Source organism: Nonomuraea sp. NPDC049141, from assembly GCF_040648415.1.
Taxonomy (GTDB): Bacteria; Actinomycetota; Actinomycetes; order Streptosporangiales; family Streptosporangiaceae; genus Nonomuraea.
Window position 1 is genome coordinate 335,102 of record NZ_JBEZDR010000010.1, and the last position, 14,553, is coordinate 349,654.

The window sequence follows — 14,553 nt, forward strand, 5'->3', positions numbered from 1 at the left end:
CACCGTTGTTCTGTTTCCGCCATGTATCGACCTGCCCAAAGGTCTTGTCCTCGCCCTGACACGGAAGTATGTTGACCCGCATGCCGGAACGTTCCGGCAGTGTAATGAGAGGGGCGAAAGCCGGATGGCAGCTGGACGGCGGGTTCTCGGCGTCGGGGAGCGGTCTCATCCGCTCGACCCGCTCAGCGCGCAGGAGATCGAGGACGTCAAGCGGATCATGGCGGACGACGGCGTGCTGGCCGTCACCGGCCGGGTGGCCTACCTCGGGATCGAGGAGCCCCCGAAGGAAGCCGTGCTCGGAGAAGGCCCCACGGACCGGCGGGCCCGCGCCCTCGTACTCGATCTGGCGACCGAGCAGGCCCAGGACGTCGTCGTCTCGATCACCGAAGGACGGGTGGCGGAACGCCGGCCGATCGACCCGGTCACCGACGGCCAGGTTCCGATGCTGGACGAGGAGCACGAGCTGGTCAGGCGGGTGCTCGGCGCCGACGCCGGGTGGGCCGAGGCGCTGGCCAGGCGCGGCCTGGACGACACGGCTCTGGTGTGGCTCGCGGCGCTGTCGGCGGGCAGCTACGGCCTGCCGGGCGAGGAGGGCAGGCGGATCGCCCGCGTCCTGGCCCACCTGCGGCCCACCGAGGAGAGCCTGCCCTGGGCGCACCCCATCGACGGCCTGGTGGCCTTCGTCGACCTGCTCAAGGGCGTGGTGATCGAGATCGTCGACACCGGCGCGCAGCCCATCCCCGCGGAAGCGGGCGACTATCATCTGGAGCGCGAGCACCGCACCACCCAGCGGCCCATCCACATCACCCAGCCGGACGGCCCCAGCTTCGGCATCGACGGCAACCTCGTCACCTGGGAGAAGTGGAACGTCCGCCTCGGCTACGACATGCGCGAGGGCCTGGTCCTGCACCAGATCGGCTTCGACGGCCGGCCGATCGTCTACCGGGCGTCGGTGGCCGAGATGCTGGTGCCCTACGGGGACCCGAGTCCGATCCGGTTCTGGCAGAACTACTTCGACACCGGCGAATACCAGCTCGGCAAGCTGGCCAACTCGCTGGAGCTGGGCTGCGACTGCCTGGGCGAGATCACCTACTTCGACGTCACCGTCACCGGCGGCGACGGCTCGCCCCAGGTGCTGCAGAACGCGATCTGCATGCACGAGGAGGACTTCGGCGTGCTGTGGAAGCACACCGACCCGGCCAACGGCTCCCGCGAGACCCGCAGGCAGCGGCGGCTGGTCATCTCCTTCTTCGTCACCGTCGGCAACTACGACTACGGCTTCTACTGGTACCTCTACCTGGACGGCACCATCGAGCTGGAGGTCAAGGCCACCGGCATCGTGTTCACCGGCGCCTACGACGAGCGGGCCGCGCCGTACGGCTCGCAGGTGGCTCCGGGGCTGGCCGCACCGTATCACCAGCACCTGTTCTCCGCGCGGCTGGACATGATGGTCGACGGCCCGGCCAACGCGGTGGACGAGGTGGAGGTCGTACGCCTGCCCATGGACGAGGGCAACCCGTACGGCAACGCCTTCGGCCGCAAGGTCACCAGGCTGCGCACCGAGTCGGAGGGCCGGCGCGACGCCGACCTCGCCACGGGCCGGACCTGGCACGTGGTCAACCCGGCGGTGACCAACCGTCTGGGCGAGCCCGTCGGCTACGCGCTGTACCCCGAGGGGCTGCCCACCCTGCTCGCCCACGAGGACTCCTCGATCCGCGCCAGGGCGGAGTTCGCCACCAGCCATCTCTGGGTCACCAGGTACCACCCCCGGGAGCGGTATCCGGCCGGTGACCTGGTCAACCAGCATCCAGGTGGCGCCGGTCTGCCCGCGTACACGGCGGCGGACCGCGACATCGACGGCCAGGACATCGTGCTGTGGCACACGTTCGGGCTGACCCATTTCCCCCGTACCGAGGACTGGCCGATCATGCCCGTCGACACGTGCGGATTCACCCTGAAGCCCGCCGGGTTCTTCGACCGCAACCCCACGCTCGACGTCCCGCCGAGCAGCCAGGGCTCCTGTCACTAGAGATGAGGCGTCATGCGATACAGACTGGCCGGTAGCGTCGCGGCACTCGCGTTGGCCACCACCACCGCCGCCTGCGGCGGCGGGACGGCGGCGGCCCCGCCGGGCACCGCCGCGACCGGCTCGACGGCCGCCCCCGGCTTCCTGGCCGTGGCCGACGACAAGCTGCCCGCGGGCGGCGCGCTCAACGTCGCGGTGCACATCGACAGCGGCGCGGCGACCGGGCTCGACCCGCAGCTCGCCGACGTGGCCACCTCCTGGCAGCTCATGTCGCTGGTCTACGAGACGTTGGTCACCGTGGGGCCCGACTTCAGCCCGCAGCCGCGGCTGGCCGAGAGCTGGGACAACCCGAACCCGACCACGTACGTGTTCCACCTGCGCAAGGGCGTCGCCTTCTCCAACGGCAGGGAGATGACCGCCGACGACGTGGTGGGCAGCCTGAAGCGGCTGCTGGCCGCCAAGTCGGTATGGCGGGGGCAGCTCGGCCCGGTCGAGAAGGTGGCCAAGGTCGACGCGGCCACGGTCAAGATCACGTTGGCCAAGCCGTACACGCCGTTCCTCGCGGCGCTGGCCAACGTGCCCGCCGCGATCCTGCCGATGAAGGAGATCGAGGCCAAGACGCTCGACCCGGCCAAGGAGATGCTCGGCACCGGGCCGTTCAAGGTGCAGGCGCACCGCCAGGACGTGTCCTGGAATTTCGCCCGCAACGAGCATTACTGGGACAAGGGGAAGCCGGCCGCCGACAGCCTGACCGTCACGATCGCGCCCGAGGAGGCCGCCCGCGTGGCCGCCGTGCAGAACGGCAGCTCCGCCCTGGCCGCGCTGGGCAACGTCGACTCCGCCGCGATGCTGGCCGGCGCCGCGAACGTCAAGGTCGCCACCCAGGCCACCACCGACTTCTACTACCTGATGCTCAACTCCAAGAACCCCAAGTTCGCCGACCCCCGGGTCCGGCAGGCCCTGAACATGGCCCTGGACCGCAAGCAGATGGCCGAGGTGGCGCTCGGCGGCCAGGGCAAGCCCACCGGCGTCACGCCCGCCGGCCTGCCCGGCGCCTGTGACCCGGCCGCGCTGCCCTCGGCCACCGGAGGCGGCGCCGCGAAGGCCAAGGAGCTGCTGGCCCAGGCGGGCGTCGCGAACCTGTCGTTCACGCTCAGCATCTACTCCACCGAGCCGGCCCCCGCCGTCGCCCAGGTGATCCAGCAGAACCTCCAGCAGGCCGGCGTCACCGTCAAGATCGAGCAGATGGACGAGGCGAGCTGGGCGGGCAAGGTGTACGGCAAGGTGCCCGCGACGTTCGACGCCGCGCTGTCGTGGTTCGCCGGGTACGCCGACCCCGGCATGGTCACCACCTGGTGGAACCCCGACGTCGCCGGCTTCAACGTGGGCTTCATGCAGGCCGACAAGGACCTCAACAAGCTGATCGCCGCCGCGGCCGAGACCCCGTCGGGCGCGGAGCGCGACAAGGCGCTGGCCGCGGTGTGCGCCAAGGCGGACACCGACGCGCAGATGATCCCGCTGGTCACCCGCCCGGCCACGGTCGCCTACCGCGCCGACGCGGTCAGCCCGAGCCTGTACGCCACCGAGGGCTACGGCAACCTGCTGCGGCTGGTCGCCGACGCCCGGGCCAAGAAGGGCTGACGATGCGGCTCCTGCTGTGGTGGGCGGGCCGGGCGCTGAGCTCGGCCGTCACCCTCCTCGGCATCTCCGTCCTGATCTTCGCGGCGCTCCGGCTGATGCCGGGCGGGTTCGCCGAGACGATCCTGGGCCCGTTCGCCACGCCCGAGCAGAAGGCCGAGCTGGCTGCCAGGTACGGGCTCGACCAGTCGGTGTTCGCGCAGTACGGGCACTGGATGGCGGCGGTCGGCACCGGGGACTTCGGCACCTCGATGATCAGCAGGCAGCCGGTCGCGGCCGAGCTGTGGGCCCGGCTTCCGGTGACCGCCCAGCTCACCCTGCTCGCGGTCGGCGCCGCCCTGCTGGCGGGGGTGCCGCTCGGCGTGCTGACCGCGCTGCGCGCCCGCCCGGGAGGCGGCGGCGCCGCCGGGCGGCTGCTGAGCGGGCTGGGCGTGAGCGTCCCCGAGTTCGCGCTGGGCAGCCTGGTGGTGTTCGTGGTCTCCCGGTACGGCCTGCAGACCAGCGGCTACCTGCTGCCCGCCGCGGTGCTGTCGATCTTCGCCATCTCGGCTACGGCCAGGACGACCCGTGACGCCGTGCTGAACGTGCTGGTCGAGCCGCACGTCACCGCCGCCGTCGCCCGGGGCGAGACGCCGTGGTTCATCGTCAGGCACCACATCCTGCGCAACGCCGCGGGGCCCGTGCTGACGCTCACCGCGACGATCACCGCCTACCTCCTGGGTGGGGCGCTGATCGTGGAGTACCTGTTCAACCTGCCGGGCATCGGCTCGTACGTCGTCCAGGCGGTCGGACGCAGGGACTACGCGGTCGTACAGGCGGGCGTGCTGCTGGCGGCCACCGTGTTCATCGTCATGAACGTCCTGATCGACCTGCTCGTCGGGCTGGTCGACCCGAGGCTCGGGAGGCGCGCGTGAACAGACCCGGACAGACGCGGGTCGAAGTGCGGCGGGCACGGCGGCTCGATCCGCTGTCGATGACCGGCCTGGGCTGCCTGCTGCTGCTCGTCCTGGTCGCGCTCGGCTCGCTGGTGCACGCCGGCGGGGACCCCGACGCGATCGTCGGCCCGCGGTTGCGGCCGCCGGGGCCGGGCTGGTGGCTGGGCACCGACAACCTGGGCCGCTCGATGCTGCCGCGCGTCATGGAGGGCGTCGGCACCACGCTGCTGCTCTCCTCGGCCGCCGTTCTGGTGACCGCCGCGCTCAGCGCGGGCTTCGGCATCCTGGCCGGATACCGCGGCGGCTACCTGAACGAGCTGGTCATGCGGGTCGTGGAGCTGCTCTACTCCTTCCCCGCCATCGTCCTGGCGATCCTGGTGGCGGCCGTCGCCGGGCCCGGCCAGCTCGCGGCGGTGGCCAGCATCGTGCTGGTCACGATCCCGCTGATGATCCGGCTGGTACGAGCCGCCGCCGTCGCCGTGGCCGAACGCGACTACGTGACCGCGGCGGCCATCAGCGGTGCCGGACTGCCCCGGATCCTCGGCCGCCACATCCTGCCGAACGTGGCCGGCACCATCGCCGTGCAGGGCACCTACGCGTTGTCGGTCGGCATCTCGGTCGAGGGCGGGCTGAGCTTCCTCGGCTTCGGCGTGCAGCCGCCGCAGGCGTCGCTCGGGGTGCTGATCCGCCAGGGCGGCACCTACATGATGGCGGCTCCCTGGCTGATCATCGGGCCCGGCGTCGTGCTGGTGCTCGCCATCCTGTCCATCAACGTGCTGGGCGACGGGCTGCGCGACCGGTTCGAGCCGAGGGAGACGAGGGCACTGATATGAGCGCGCTGCTCGAAGTGGACGGCCTGGAGGTCGACTACGGAACGGCCCGCGCCCTCGACGGCGCCGACCTGCGGGTGGCGGCGGGCGAGGCCGTCGGGGTCGTGGGCGAGAGCGGGTCCGGCAAGTCCACGCTCGGCGCGGCGATCGGCCGCCTGCTGCCCCGCCAGGCGGTGGTCAGCGCGGGCACGGTGCGCGTGGCCGGCGAGCCGGTGCTGGACCTGCCGCCCGCCGCGCTGCGGCGGCTGCGCCGGCACCGGCTCGGCTTCGTCTTCCAGGACCCGATCGCCTCCCTCGACCCGACCATGCGGGTCGGCAATCAGCTCCGGCTCGTCTTGCGACAACAAGGCGGCAATGGTCGCGACGGCCGTGACAGCGGTCGGGACGGCGGCCACGGTGGTCGGGACGGTGGTCGCGGTGGTCGTGGCGGCGGGATTGACGCGGACGTGGCCTTCCACCTGAAGCGGGTCAAGCTCGACGACCCGCGCGTGGCGGCCGCCTACCCGCACCAGTTGTCCGGCGGCATGGCCCAGCGGGTGGCGATCGCGCTGGCCATGGCCGCCTCGCCCGAGCTGCTGGTCGCCGACGAGCCGACCGCCTCGCTCGACAGCCAGGTGCGCGAGGAGGTGCTGAACGTGGTGTTCTCGCTGGCCCGCGAGGAGGGCACGAGCATCGTCTGGCTCAGCCACGACCTGCCCGCCGTCGCCCGCAGATGCGACCGCGTGGCGGTCATGTACGCCGGGCGCGTGGTGGAGAGCGGTCCCGCCGCCGAAGTGCTCGGCAATCCCGTCCACCCCTACACCGCCGCCCTGGCCAGATCGGCCCCCGCCGCGGCCACCCCCGGGGTGCGGCTGGAGCCGGTGCCGGGCCGCCCTCCGGTCCTGACCGGCCCCTCGGCCGGCTGCGCGTTCGCGCCCCGCTGCCCCTTCGCCGAGGACCGCTGCACCACCGAGCGCCCCGGACCGGTCCGCGTCGGCGCCCAGGACGTGCTCTGCCACCGGGCCGCCGAGCTGGAGGTGATCGCGTGATCCTCGATCTCACCGACGTCACGGTGTCCTTCATCACGGGCCCGCCGCTGCGCCGTACCCGGCTGGACGCCATGCGCGGGGTCTCGCTCTCCGTCGCCGAAGGAGAGACGCTCGGCCTGGTGGGTGAGTCGGGCTCGGGCAAGACGACCACCAGCCGGGTGGCGCTCGGGTTGCAAAGGCCCACCTCCGGCACCGTCAGGTTCGACGGCCGCCCGTTCCCCCGGCGGCGCAAGGACCTGGCCGGGCGGATGCAGGCCGTGCTCCAGCACCCGCACTGGTCGCTGAACCCGAGGATGCGCATCGGCCAGAGCGTCGCCGAGCCGCTGGCCGTACTCGGAAAAGCCGCCGGAGAGCGGGTCCCCGAGGCGCTCGAACAGGTCGGCCTGGAGGCCGGCTTCGTCGACCGCTACCCCCACGAACTGTCCGGCGGCCAGCGGCAGCGGGTGTCCATCGCCCGCGCGCTGATCACCCGGCCGAGCTTCATCGTCTTCGACGAGGCCGTCAGCGCCCTGGACGTCTCCGTCCAGGTGCAGATCCTCAACCTGCTCAAGGACCTGCAGGCGGAGTACGGTTTCGCCGCGCTGTTCATCTCCCACGACCTCGGCGCCGTCCGCTACGTGGCCGACCGGATCGCCGTCATGCGCGGCGGCGAGGTCGTCGAGACCGCCGACGCGGTCACCTTCTACACCGCACCCGAACATCCGTACTCGCGACAACTCCTGGAGTCCCTGTGACCCTCGCTCCCGTGTCGGCCTTCACCGCCGGCGTGCCCGGTAACTCCGACCTCACGCTGACCCCGCAGCCCAGCCCGGGACGCGGCTCGGTCGCCTTCGACCTGCCCGGCGTGTACGTCGGCACCGCGGAGTACGGCGAGGGCCCCACCGGCTGCACCGTCGTGCACGTCCCCGCGGGCGCGCGGACCGCCGTGGACGCCCGCGGCGGAGCGGTCGGCCTGAGCGGCGGCTACGACTACAACCACGCCATCTGCCTGACGGGCGGCTCGGTGTACGGGATGTCGGCGATCGCCGGGGTAAGCGAGGAACTGCTGGCCCGCCGGAGCAACCGGACCAAGTGGGATGAACTCCAACTCGTCTCGGGCGCGGTGATCTACGACTTCTCCACCCGGGACAACGCCGTCCACCCCGACGGGCAGCTCGGCCGCGCCGCGCTGCGCGCCGCCGTCGAGGGCGAGTTCCCCGTGGGCAGGTGCGGCGCCGGCCGCAGCGCCAGCGCGGGCAAGGTCGAGTTCGCCAGGGCCGAGTTCGCCGGGCAGGGTGCCGCCTTCGGCACCTTCGGGGCGGTCAAGGTCCTGGTGGCGACGGTGGTCAACTCCGTCGGCGTGGTCGTGGGCCGCGACGGGACGATCCTGCGCGGCAACTACCACGCCGACGAGGACACCAGGCGCCACCCGAGTGTGGACTACGCGATCACGTCGGACGCCCCCGCCGTCATGGGCAACACCACGCTGACGGTGCTGATCACGAACGTACGGCTGGCCGACGTCGAGCTCACCCAGCTCAGCCGCCAGGTGCACGGCTCCATGCACCGGGGGATCCAGCCCTTCCACACTCAGAACGACGGCGACGTGCTGTTCGCGCTGACCACCGACGAGGTGGACCTGGGCGGGCTCAAGCCGGCCGGACTGGGCGCGCTGGCGTCGGAGATCGCCTGGGACGCCATCTTGAGCAGTGTGGAGTAAGTGAAATGTATAGCTTCCCCCGTTTTGCGGCGCCGGATTGCACGCACGTGGCGCGGCTGGTGCGGGAGAACCCGTTCGCGCTGGTGATCACCGCGACCGGCGGCGCGCCCGTGGCCACCCACGTGCCCGTCATCGTCGAGAGCGGCGGCGAGTCCACGTTCGTGGGGGCGACGCTGCTCGGCCACATGGCCAGAGTCAACCCGCACTGGCGGGCCTGGGACCCGGCTGCCACCGCTGACGGGTCCGCGCCCAAAGCGCCCGAGTCAACGGCGCCCGAGGTGCTCGTGGTCTTCTCCAGTGCGCACGGCTACGTCTCGCCGACGAGCTACGCCGTCGACCCCGCGGTGCCGACCTGGGACTACGCGGCCGTCCACCTGACCGGACTGATCGAGCCGCACCCCGACCCCCTGGACGTCGTGCGGCGCACCGTGGAGGCGATGGAGTCGCCGCGGACGCCGAGCTGGCGGCCCAGCCCGGCCTCCGAGGAGGTCTTCGCCAGGATCGTGTCCGGCGTGGCGGCCTTCCGCGTGCGGGTCACGGCCGAGCAGAGCGTGTTCAAGCTGAGCCAGGACAAGGACGACGAGCAGCGCCACCGGGTCCACCGCGACGCGGGCGCCGCCGTCGCGGCACTGATGGACGAGGTGGACCCCAGATGACCTTTCCCTCCTATACCTCCACCTGCCTTGACGCGGCCGGACGCGGCAGGCAGTTCGGCGCCCGCTGGCGCGAGGCCGTACACGCCAATCTCGACGGCTACCTGCGGCTGTTCGAGGTGAGCGGCGCGCACGCCGGACGGGTCAGGGAGCTGGGCGAGCGGGCGCTCGACAGCACGGCCGCGTGGGCGCCGGAGCTCGCCGAGGAGATCGGCGGCATCGCGACGGGGTGCGGCCTGGAGCCCTGGCAGGTCGCCGTCGTCAACGCGCGCACCGAGATCCTGGCCGCGCTGCGCCACGATGGGGAGGGCGAGTGCTCCACCGCCGTGGTGCTCGGCGGCGGGCTGCCGCCGCGCACGACGCAGACCTGGGACTGGCACGACCACCTGCGCGACGCGCCGCTGCTGTGGGCGTACGAGCTGCGCGAGGGACACAAGGTACGGACCTTCACCGAGTTCGGGGTGCTGGCCAAGATCGGCGTGAACAGCGCGGGACTGGGCGCGCACTTCAACATCCTGCGCCACGAGTCGGATAACGCGAACGCCGGCGTGCCCGTGCACGTGGTCGCCCGCCGGATCCTGGACGAGGCCGCCACCCTGGAGCAGGCCACCGAGATCGCCAGGTCGGCCAGGACGTCGGCGTCCACCGTGATCACCGTGGTCACCGTGGAAGGGGCCAGGTCGCTGGAGATCTGCCCGGACGGCGTCGCGGTCGTCGAGGCGGACACCGCCGGCGTCCTGCTGCACGCCAACCACTTCCTGGACGGCGCGCTGAGCGCGGGGGAGCGGCTGGGCACCGAGCGGCCGGGCACCTACGCCAGGCTCGAACACCTGGAGGAGCGGACCGGCGAGCTGGGCGACCCGGACGCCACGGCCAGGGCGCGGGCGATGACCAGCCACGGGCCGGTGGCGCCGGTCTGCGCGCACGCCGACCCCGCGCTGCCGCTCGACCAGCGCTGGGAGACGCTCGCGGTGATCAGCCTGGACGTGGCCGCGGCCGAGATGCGGGTGCACAAGGGCAGGCTCTGCCAGGTCACCGATGCGACCTGGCAGACCTTCTGAGCCCGTCAGTGGAACGCGGGCACCCCGGTCAGCGCCTTGCCCACCACCAGCGTGTGGATCTCCGAGGTGCCCTCGTAGGTCAGCACGGACTCCAGGTTGACCGCGTGCCTGATCACCGGGTACTCCAGGGTGATGCCGCTCGCGCCGAGCAGCGTGCGGCACGTCCTGGCGATGTCGATCGCCTCGCGCACGTTGTTCAGCTTGCCGACGCTCACCTGCTCGGGGGTGAGCTCGCCCCGCTCCTTCAGTCGCCCGAGATGCACCGCCAGCAGCAGCCCCTTGCCCAGCTCCAGCGTCATGTCGGCGAGCTTCTCCTGGGTGAGCTGGAAGGAGGCGAGCGGCCGGGCGAAGATCTCCCGCTCGGCCGCGTAGGCGAGCGCCGTCTCCAGGCAGTCGAGCGCCGCGCCCATCGCGCCGAACACGATGCCGAACCGGGCCTCGTTCAGGCAGCCGAGCGGCCCGGACAGGCCGCGGGCGCCGGGCAGCATCGCCTCTTCAGGAAGCCGCACCCCGTCCAGCACCAGCTCGCTCGTCACGCTCGCGCGCAGGGAGACCTTCCGCTTGAGATCGTGTACGGCGAAGCCGGGCGTCCCCGCGGGCACCAGGAAGCCGCGGATGCCCTCCTCGGTCCGCGCCCAGACCACGGCCACGTCGGACACCGAGCCGTTGGTGATCCACATCTTGGTGCCGTTCAGCACCCAGTCGGAGCCGTCGCGCTTGGCCGTCGTCCGCATGCCCGCCGGGTCGGAGCCGAAGTCGGGCTCGGTCAGGCCGAAGCAGCCGATGCGCTCACCGGCCGCCATCGCGGGCAGCCACTCGTGCTTCTGCTCCTCGCTGCCGTACTTCCAGATCGCGTACATGGCCAGCGAACCCTGCACCGAGACCAGGCTGCGCAGGCCGGAGTCGGCCGCCTCCAGCTCCAGGCAGGCCAGGCCGTAGGCGACGGCGCCGAGGCCCGCGCACCCGTACCCGTCGAGGTGCATGCCGAGGACGCCGACGGAGCCGAGCGACCGGGCCAGCTCGCGGGCGGGCAGCGCGCCCGCCTCGAACCAGTCCGCGACGTACGGCCGGATCTCCCGGTCGCACACCTGGCGGACGGTCTGGCGGATGTCGTGCTCCTCGTCGGTGAGCAGACCGTCGATGGCGAAGAGGGCGGAGGGGTGCATGTCCACGCTCCCTGTATTTTGGATCCAATATTGATTATCCAATATGACACAGTTAAGGTGCGTTGACCATGGACATCCTGAACCTCGTAGACGGCCGCTGGATCGAGGGATCCGGCGCGGAGTTCACCGACACCAACCCCGCCAGGCCGGATGAGGTCGTCGCCCGCGGCCACGCCGCCTCATCCGAGCAGGTGGAGCTGGCGATCCGGGCGGCCCGCGCCGCCGCCCCCGGCTGGCGGGCCACCCCGCACCACGAACGCGCGGCCGTGCTCTCCGGGGCCGCCGCCCTGATCGACGCCGCCGCCGAGGAGTGGGGCCGCGAGCTGAGCCGCGAAGAGGGCAAGACCCTGCCCGAGGGTGTGGCGGAAGTACGCGGCGCGGCCAGGATCCTGCGTTACTACGCCGCCGAGGCCGACCGGGAGAGCGGCGAGATCTACGCCTCCCCCCGCCGCGGCGAGAACCTCCTCGTCATGCGCAAGCCGGTCGGCGTGGCCGGGGTGATCACCCCGTTCAACTTCCCGATCGCGATCCCCGCCTGGAAGCTGGCGCCCGCCCTCACCTACGGCAACACGGTCGTGTGGAAGCCGTCCTCGCTCGTCCCGCTGCTCGCCGCCCGCCTGGCCGGCGCGCTCGTCGACGCCGGCCTGCCCGCCGGCGTGCTCAACCTCGTGTACGGCGAGGCCGACGCGGGCGCGGCGATCATCGGCCACCCCGGCGTGGACGTGGTCTCCTTCACCGGGTCCACCGAAGTGGGCCGGGCCGTCATCGCGCGCTGCGGCGAGCTGGCCAAGCCGGTGCAGACCGAGATGGGCGGCAAGAACGCCGCCGTCGTCCTGGCCGACGCCGACCTCGACCACGCGGCCGAGCAGGTGTGCGCGGGCGCCTTCCGGTCCACCGGGCAGAAGTGCACAGCCACCTCCCGGCTGGTCGTCGAAGAGTCCGTCGCCGACGAACTGCTGCGCAAGGTGGCCGCCAGGGCGGCGGAACTCGTCGTCGGCGACCCACTCGGCGCCGGGGTGGACATGGGCCCGCTGGTCAGCGCCGCGGCCAGGGACCGGGTGTGGGCGGGTGTGCGCGACGCGCTCGGGCAGGGCGCCACCGTGCTGGCGGGCGCGCGGCCGTACACCGAGGGTGACCTCGCGGCCGGCTGGTTCACGCCGCCGACCGTGCTCGCGCTGCCGGGCACCGATGTGGACGTGTGGAGCAGGGAGCTGTTCGGCCCCGTCGTGGGCGCCGTGCGAGCCTCAGGTCCCGAGGAGGCGCTGCGGCTGGCCAACCACAGTGAGCACGGCCTGTCGGCGGCGATCTTCACCAGGGACCTCGGCGCCGCCCTCCAAGCCGTCGAACACCTGGAGGTCGGCGTGCTGCACGTCAACTCCGAGTCGGCGGGCACCTTCCCGTGGGTGCCGTTCGGCGGGACCAAGCTCAGTGGCTTCGGGCCCAGGGAGCAGGGGCGGGCGGCCCGCGAGTTCTTCACCCAGACCGTGACCGTCTACCTGGGGGCGCCGGCGTGAGCGAGCGCAGTGAGCGAACCGGCGAGCACAGCGGCGGCGCCTTGTCCGGGCTGCTGGTCGCCGACTTCAGCCGGGTGCTGGCCGGCCCGTACGCGACCATGCTGCTGGCCGACCTCGGCGCCGACGTCGTCAAGGTGGAACGCCCCGGCGCCGGCGACGACACGCGCTCGTGGGGGCCGCCGCACGCCGGGGGAGTGGCCACCTACTTCCTGGCCGTCAACCGCAACAAGCGCTCGATCGCCCTCGACCTGCGCGACCCGGCCGACCTGGAGGTGGCCCGCGCGCTGGCCGCCCGCGCCGACGTGCTCGTCGAGAACTTCAAGCCCGGCACCATGGACCGGCTGGGCCTCGGCTACGCCGAATTGAGCGCCGCCAACCCCAGGCTGGTCTACTGCTCGATCACCGGGTTCGGCGCGGGCAAGGGCGCGGAACTGCCCGGGTACGACCTGATCGCGCAGGCCGTCGGCGGGCTGATGAGCGTGACGGGTGAGCCGGACGGTCCCGGCACGAAGGCGGGCGTTGCCCTCGTCGACGTGATCACCGGGCTGCACGCGGGGCTCGGCGTCCTGGCCGCGCTGCGCCATCGCGACGCCACCGGGCAGGGACAGCGGGTGTCGGTGTCGCTGCTGTCGTCGCTGCTGTCGGCCCTGACCAACCACGCCTCCGGGTACGCCGCCGCCGGGGTGGTGCCGAAGGCCATGGGGAACCGGCATCCGAGCATCGTGCCGTACGAGGTGTTCCAGGCCGCCGACCGGCCGATCGTCATCGCGGCCGGGAACGACCGGCAGTTCCGCGCCCTGTGCGAGGTGCTGGGCCGGGCCGACCTGGCCGAAGATCCCCGGTTCGCCGCCAACAGCGGCCGGGTCGCCTGCCGGGAGGAGCTCGTGGGCGAGCTCGACCGGGCGCTGGCGGCGCGCACGGCCGACGAGTGGTTCGCCGCGCTCACCCCGGCCGGGGTGCCGTGCGGGCCGATCAACACCCTGGACGCGGCGTTCGCCTTCGCCACGGAACTGGGGCTGGAGCCACTGGCCGGCGATCAGGTGGCCAACCCCATCGGCCTCGGCGCGACACCGCCCGCGTACCGCCTCCCGCCCCCCTCGCTCGGGCAGGACGCGGACTGGGTCCGTGAGATATTGGGGCAATGACCTCGGTAGAAGGGCACCGCAGGCCGCCCACGGCCCAGCAGTTCGTCCTGGAGGAGCTCAGGCGGGCGATCACCACGGGCCGCCTGCGCCCGGGCGACCCGATCAGGCAGGAGGCGCTGGCCGAGGAGTTCGACGTCAGCCGGGTCCCGTTGCGCGAGGCGCTGAAGACGCTGGAGGGCGAGGGGCTGGTCACGTACAAGGCGCACCGCGGCTACTGCGTGCAGCGGCTGTCGCTCGACGACCTGCGCGAGGTCTACCTGATCCGCGAGCTGCTCGAGGCCGAGGCGGTCCGCCGCGCGGTCGAGCGCCTCACCGACGCCGGCCTGGAGGCGGCCGAACGCGCGCAGGCCGAGGTCGAGCGGGCCGCGGCGGCCGGCGACGTGCTGGAGATGGCCGAGGCCAACCGCCGCTTCCACATGACGATCTTCGAGTGGTCGGCGCTGCCGCGGCTGGTCCGGCTGATCAGGACACTGTGGGACTCCACCGACGCCTACCGCTCCCTGTACTACGGCGAAGAGCCCAACAGGCAGCGGGTCATCGAGGAACACCGCGCCACACTCGACCTCCTGCGCCGCCGCGACGCGGAGGCCGTGGTGCGCGTGCTGGCCGCGCATCGTGCCCACGCGGTGACCGCCATAGAGGCGCAACTGGCTCCCGGTACGGTCGGCTGACCGGCGGGTTCGGCGCGGCGGACTTCTCATCCGACGGTCGCAGACATCCGATCTGCCTAAGGTGTCAAGCCGTTGCCCTCGAACGCGGCGGGAATGGCACATGTTCGTTGTAGGTCACGCCGTTGTGCAAGCAGCCGAGCATCCGGTTGAAGGTGTTGCGTAGCGCGCTGGAGTGTCGATCGCCTTC

At 72.2% G+C, this 14,553-nt stretch carries 13 protein-coding genes; 12 read left to right on the forward strand and 1 reads right to left on the reverse strand.

Annotated features, from left to right (window positions below):
* The first annotated feature begins 124 nt into the window (after window positions 1-124).
* Genes AB0B91_RS30680 through AB0B91_RS30720 form a run of 9 tightly spaced genes read left to right on the forward strand, consistent with a single transcriptional unit; the run spans window position 125 to window position 9,870 of the window.
* Window positions 125-2,029, forward strand: a complete 1,905-nt coding sequence (locus AB0B91_RS30680; protein WP_358326915.1) for a primary-amine oxidase — start codon at window positions 125-127, stop codon at window positions 2,027-2,029.
* 12 nt (window positions 2,030-2,041) lie between these two features.
* Window positions 2,042-3,667, forward strand: a complete 1,626-nt coding sequence (locus AB0B91_RS30685; RefSeq protein WP_358326917.1) for an ABC transporter substrate-binding protein — start codon at window positions 2,042-2,044, stop codon at window positions 3,665-3,667.
* 2 nt (window positions 3,668-3,669) lie between these two features.
* A complete protein-coding gene (locus AB0B91_RS30690) occupies window positions 3,670-4,578 on the forward strand; it encodes an ABC transporter permease (RefSeq protein WP_358326919.1) in 909 nt (302 codons plus the stop codon).
* Window positions 4,575-5,432, forward strand: a complete 858-nt coding sequence (locus tag AB0B91_RS30695) for an ABC transporter permease (RefSeq protein ID WP_358326921.1) — start codon at window positions 4,575-4,577, stop codon at window positions 5,430-5,432. The genes AB0B91_RS30690 and AB0B91_RS30695 overlap by 4 nt, the downstream gene beginning before the upstream one ends.
* Entirely contained in the window at window positions 5,429-6,457 is a 1,029-nt protein-coding gene (locus AB0B91_RS30700) for an ABC transporter ATP-binding protein (RefSeq protein WP_358326923.1), read from the forward strand. Before AB0B91_RS30695 ends, AB0B91_RS30700 begins: the two co-directional genes overlap by 4 nt.
* The gene (locus AB0B91_RS30705) at window positions 6,454-7,191 is read left to right on the forward strand and encodes an ABC transporter ATP-binding protein (protein ID WP_358326925.1); all 738 of its coding nucleotides are present in this window, start codon (window positions 6,454-6,456) and stop codon (window positions 7,189-7,191) included. Before AB0B91_RS30700 ends, AB0B91_RS30705 begins: the two co-directional genes overlap by 4 nt.
* Window positions 7,188-8,156, forward strand: coding sequence for a P1 family peptidase (locus AB0B91_RS30710; protein ID WP_358326927.1), 969 nt, complete (start codon window positions 7,188-7,190; stop codon window positions 8,154-8,156). The genes AB0B91_RS30705 and AB0B91_RS30710 overlap by 4 nt, the downstream gene beginning before the upstream one ends.
* Before the next feature lie 5 nt (window positions 8,157-8,161).
* A complete protein-coding gene (locus AB0B91_RS30715) occupies window positions 8,162-8,812 on the forward strand; it encodes an FMN-binding negative transcriptional regulator (protein ID WP_358326929.1) in 651 nt (216 codons plus the stop codon).
* On the forward strand, window positions 8,809-9,870 hold the full coding sequence (locus AB0B91_RS30720; protein ID WP_358326931.1) for a C45 family peptidase: 1,062 nt from the start codon (window positions 8,809-8,811) through the stop codon (window positions 9,868-9,870). The genes AB0B91_RS30715 and AB0B91_RS30720 overlap by 4 nt, the downstream gene beginning before the upstream one ends.
* Window positions 9,871-9,875: 5 nt before the next feature.
* On the opposite strand, the gene AB0B91_RS30725 is transcribed toward AB0B91_RS30720, so the two are convergent.
* Window positions 9,876-11,036 (reverse strand): acyl-CoA dehydrogenase family protein, encoded by a 1,161-nt coding sequence (locus AB0B91_RS30725; protein WP_358326933.1) that lies wholly within the window; start codon window positions 11,034-11,036, stop codon window positions 9,876-9,878.
* Between the two features lie 68 nt (window positions 11,037-11,104).
* On the opposite strand from AB0B91_RS30725, the gene AB0B91_RS30730 reads away from it, so the two are divergent.
* From AB0B91_RS30730 to AB0B91_RS30740, 3 genes are read left to right on the forward strand one after another with little or no spacing between them, the layout of a single operon-like run.
* Window positions 11,105-12,550: an aldehyde dehydrogenase family protein gene (locus tag AB0B91_RS30730; RefSeq protein WP_358326935.1), complete on the forward strand. Its 1,446-nt coding sequence runs from the start codon at window positions 11,105-11,107 to the stop codon at window positions 12,548-12,550.
* A complete protein-coding gene (locus AB0B91_RS30735) occupies window positions 12,547-13,695 on the forward strand; it encodes a CoA transferase (protein WP_358326936.1) in 1,149 nt (382 codons plus the stop codon). Before AB0B91_RS30730 ends, AB0B91_RS30735 begins: the two co-directional genes overlap by 4 nt.
* Window positions 13,692-14,366, forward strand: coding sequence for a GntR family transcriptional regulator (locus AB0B91_RS30740; RefSeq protein WP_358326938.1), 675 nt, complete (start codon window positions 13,692-13,694; stop codon window positions 14,364-14,366). The genes AB0B91_RS30735 and AB0B91_RS30740 overlap by 4 nt, the downstream gene beginning before the upstream one ends.
* Window positions 14,367-14,553 lie beyond the last annotated feature (187 nt).

What these genes read in the sequence shown, in the direction of transcription:
- AB0B91_RS30680 (WP_358326915.1), top strand. Translation starts at nt 125, where the DNA reads ATGGCAGCTGGACGGCGGGTTCTCGGCGTCGGGGAGCGGTCTCATCCG.
- AB0B91_RS30685 (WP_358326917.1), top strand. Translation starts at nt 2,042, where the DNA reads ATGCGATACAGACTGGCCGGTAGCGTCGCGGCACTCGCGTTGGCCACC.
- AB0B91_RS30690 (WP_358326919.1), top strand. Translation starts at nt 3,670, where the DNA reads ATGCGGCTCCTGCTGTGGTGGGCGGGCCGGGCGCTGAGCTCGGCCGTC.
- AB0B91_RS30700 (WP_358326923.1), top strand. Translation starts at nt 5,429, where the DNA reads ATGAGCGCGCTGCTCGAAGTGGACGGCCTGGAGGTCGACTACGGAACG.
- AB0B91_RS30715 (WP_358326929.1), top strand. Translation starts at nt 8,162, where the DNA reads ATGTATAGCTTCCCCCGTTTTGCGGCGCCGGATTGCACGCACGTGGCG.
- AB0B91_RS30720 (WP_358326931.1), top strand. Translation starts at nt 8,809, where the DNA reads ATGACCTTTCCCTCCTATACCTCCACCTGCCTTGACGCGGCCGGACGC.
- AB0B91_RS30725 (WP_358326933.1), bottom strand. Translation starts at nt 11,036, where the DNA reads ATGCACCCCTCCGCCCTCTTCGCCATCGACGGTCTGCTCACCGACGAG.
- AB0B91_RS30730 (WP_358326935.1), top strand. Translation starts at nt 11,105, where the DNA reads ATGGACATCCTGAACCTCGTAGACGGCCGCTGGATCGAGGGATCCGGC.
- AB0B91_RS30740 (WP_358326938.1), top strand. Translation starts at nt 13,692, where the DNA reads ATGACCTCGGTAGAAGGGCACCGCAGGCCGCCCACGGCCCAGCAGTTC.